The sequence below is a fragment of the Kosakonia oryziphila genome (assembly GCF_900094795.1).
In the GTDB taxonomy this organism is placed as follows: Bacteria; Pseudomonadota; Gammaproteobacteria; order Enterobacterales; family Enterobacteriaceae; genus Kosakonia; species Kosakonia oryziphila.
On record NZ_FMBC01000102.1, the window covers coordinates 1 to 3,414 of the forward strand.

Consider the following 3,414-nt stretch of genomic DNA (forward strand, 5'->3'; position numbering starts at 1 on the left):
TATAGAGCGACGTGATACGGCTCGTCCCATTCTTCGTTCTTTCTGAGCATCGCATTCAGGATTGTGAGCAAGCTGTTCAGGCTCAGATCTGGCTGTAGCGGCCTGCTATCTTGCGGGAGATGTGAAGCACGCGCAGGACGCGCACGTTCTTATTTTCGGTAGCACAGATGATGATGAACGGGAAGTGAGGTACCACAAGCTTACGCTGGCGCTCTGAATGCCCGGCTGTCACCCCGGCAAGCGGGTTTTCTGCAAGGATAGCCGCCATGCCTGCCAGCCGTTCATCGGCTGCGATGGCGACCAGTGCGACGGCTTCCCTGTTCAGGTACAGGAAGATGTTCTCCCTGTCATGCTGTGCGCGTTTTTCCCATTCAACACTGACCGTCACAGTGTACCCCGCGTGGCCCGTTGTTTCAGCGCCTTCATCCGGTTTTCCATTTCGTCGTTGCTGATGTACTCACCTTCGCCAGCTTCATAACGGCTGAACGCCTGTGCTATCTGCACTTCCAGCCAGCCTTCATGCTCGCTGTTCTGGTGCCGGCGCTCTTCGGCAGCCAGCTCTTCGGCACGCTGGCGCATCAGCGCCGTCAGGCTCACCTGCCGGCGCTCTGCAGCCTGCATTGCCAGCCGTTTGGTTTCTTCGTCGATACGGAAGTGAATAGTACTGCTCATCATCATAACCTCACGTGGTGTCATTTGTGTTGTCATTATGATGTTCATCCTTTGTATTGTCATCCCGGATTTGTACTTCACGCTCTGCCGGGTGGGTCATGGCATGAGCAGCCTGCAACGCCCGCACCGACACCCGGGTATATATCGGCGTACTCTCCACGCTACGGGGCCCCGGTATCGCCTGTAAACTGTGTGCTATCCATCTTGCCATCTGTATGTGATCCGGGGAGGGGGATAGTGACGCCAAATCCCGGGATCTGAAACGCCGACAGCGGGGCGGAAAGGCAGGATCCATGGGCTGCAGGCAGAGCCTGGGATGTATAATCAACCGCATCACGGTGAATTCCGCGCCCATGCCTGCCGCCACTATGTCGCCGTTCACCGGTTTCATGGCACTGTCGACGACCAGCAGATCTCCGTTCATGAAAATACGCAGGCCACTGGCATGACTGCCAGTGGTATCGACATACATCAGATTTCCGGAGAAGACGACGCGATCATAACACGCCCGAAGATCCAGAAAACCACCAGGATTCAGTTTATCAAGTACCTCAGAGAAGGATTTGTCGACGTCAACGGTTGAACCGCGTTGGCAGGCGAGCGTTGCGTATTTTCATGAATGGAGATCACCCAATAACATCCATCGAGATCGGGTAATAACATTTGAGTGGATCGCTGAATAACATCGATGGAGATCACTTTTGACTCACTTTGTTATTCGGTGATCTCCATCAATGTTACTGGAGCTTCACAGGTGTGTTGATCTGTATCTTTTGCCATTCCGGTGAAGGATACCTATGCCGACAGCGCCAATCTCCATGAGAAAACTTAAAGAAATACTTAGACTTAAATATGGTGCCGGACTCAGTCATCGTCAGATTGTCCGTAGTCTCGCGATCTCCCCCTCCGTTGTATCCAGGTATGCCAATCGGGCGGCTCAGCTTGGTATAAAGCAGTGGCCGTTGCCCGCAGAATGGCATGATGCAGCATTAAAGCATGCGTTCCTTCAAACGCAGGTGAAGATGAAGAAGTACTCCCTGCCAGACTGGGCTACGACACACAAAGAGCTGCGTAATAAATGCGTGACGCTGCAACTGCTCTGGGAAGAATACGCAGAGCGCAATCCTGGCGGTTTTTACAGTTATAACCATTACTGCCGGATGTACCGCGAATGGCTGAAAACCACCTCGCCTTCGATGCGCCAGGTCCATAAAGCGGGTGAAAAGCTCTTCGTTGATTACTGTGGGCCAACCGTTGACATTACCAACCCTGATACCGGGGAAATAAGAACCGCGCAGATCATCGTAGCTGTTCTCGGGGCGTCAAGTTACACATGGGCAGAGGCCACCTGGTCCCAGCAGCTTGAAGACTGGGTGATGAGCCATGTTCGCTGCTTCCAGTGACTGGGTGGCGTTCCTGAGCTTGTTGTTCCGGACAATCTGAAAAGTGCCACGTCACGGGCATGTAAGTATGATCCAGACGTTAATCCAACTTACCAGCAGATGCTTGAGCACTACAATGTTGCCGTCATACCCACGCGGCCCCGTAAACCAAAAGATAAAGCCAAAGCAGAAGTGGGCGTTCAGGTTGTTGAACGCTGGATCATGGCCCGTATCAGGCATGAAACCTTCTACAGCCTGGCGTCACTTAACCAGCGTATCCGGGAGTTACTGGAAAGGCTGAATAACAAGGTCATGCAGAAGCTGGGTTGTTCGCGGGCCGATCTCTTCGCCCAGCTTGATAAACCGGAGCTGAAATCCCTCCCTGAGGCGAGTTACAGCTATACCCTGGTGAAAAAAGTCAGGGTCCATGCTGATTACCACGTGGAGATCGACAAACATTATTACTCGGTACCCTGTTCGTTGCTGGGCTTACAGCTGGAAGCCTGGATCTCGGGCGAACTGGTCAGACTGTTCAATCAGGGGCAGGAAGTGGCTGCACATCCCCGCAACCGTAACTACGGCTACAGTACCCGTGAAGAGCATATGTCGTCAGAACAACGCAGCGATCTACTGGAAATAGTTGATCTGATGTACCAGCGCGGTTCAATCATCGTCGTAAGCCAGTTGCCGGTGGACAGCTGGTACAAGATGATCGGGGACTCAACACATGCCGATGCCATCCTGGATCGACTGGTTCATGGTAGCGTCAAGATAGAACTGAAAGGAGAATCCATGCGAAAAATGCAAACCACGTTGACCGAAGGAGATCAGTGAAGTTAATTTAGAAATGGTTCTGTGAAAGTGACACAAGCCGATCTCCATCAATGTTACTCACCGATCTCCTTCATGGTAATACGCAAGACGCCCATGACGATCATCAGTGCTCCCGCAAAGAGACACTGATGACCGGAAAGACATCCGGCTTACACCGGTTTACGATAACGGATAACTGAGGCCGGACATCCACTGACTGATGTTCCGGACACTCCGGCGAAGTAAACCCGCAGCAACCGGCGCATAGATCATCACAGCCAGTACCCCTGTCAGCAGCAACAACAAAAATACCCGTATCAGATGAAACCTCCTTACCTGCAGCTTTCATCAGACCGCCGGTAACCTTTGCCACCCACTCATGAGAATGGAGGCGTTTAAAAACCCGGTAACATCAGGCTCCCCAGACCCGCGCTGATTATTTACAGGTGCCAGCGTCCCCCGTCCGGGTGATATTGTTGTGGCGTGTCTGCAACTGACGCACGGTCTCATCCAGCGATTCCCGGTACACAGGTCCGGAGAGGTAATA

The 3,414-nt window shown here is 52.8% G+C and carries 2 protein-coding genes and 2 pseudogenes; 1 reads left to right on the top strand and 3 read right to left on the bottom strand.

From position 1 onward, the window contains the following. Positions 1 to 82: 82 nt before the first annotated feature. The 3 genes and pseudogenes from GA0061070_RS24115 to GA0061070_RS25745 form a co-directional block, all read right to left on the bottom strand. Positions 83 to 388, bottom strand: coding sequence for a type II toxin-antitoxin system RelE/ParE family toxin (locus GA0061070_RS24115; RefSeq protein ID WP_090139048.1), 306 nt, complete (start codon positions 386 to 388; stop codon positions 83 to 85). Further along, a complete protein-coding gene (locus tag GA0061070_RS24120) occupies positions 385 to 708 on the bottom strand; it encodes a damage-inducible protein J (protein WP_244153201.1) in 324 nt (107 codons plus the stop codon). Before GA0061070_RS24120 ends, GA0061070_RS24115 begins: the two co-directional genes overlap by 4 nt. 252 nt (positions 709 to 960) lie before the next feature. After that, a pseudogene (locus tag GA0061070_RS25745) lies at positions 961 to 1,093 on the bottom strand (peptidase); the annotation flags it as partial. A 376-nt stretch (positions 1,094 to 1,469) separates the two neighbouring features. On the opposite strand from GA0061070_RS25745, the pseudogene istA reads away from it, so the two are divergent. Further along, a pseudogene (istA, locus tag GA0061070_RS24130) lies at positions 1,470 to 2,888 on the top strand (IS21 family transposase). Positions 2,889 to 3,414: the final 526 nt, after the last annotated feature.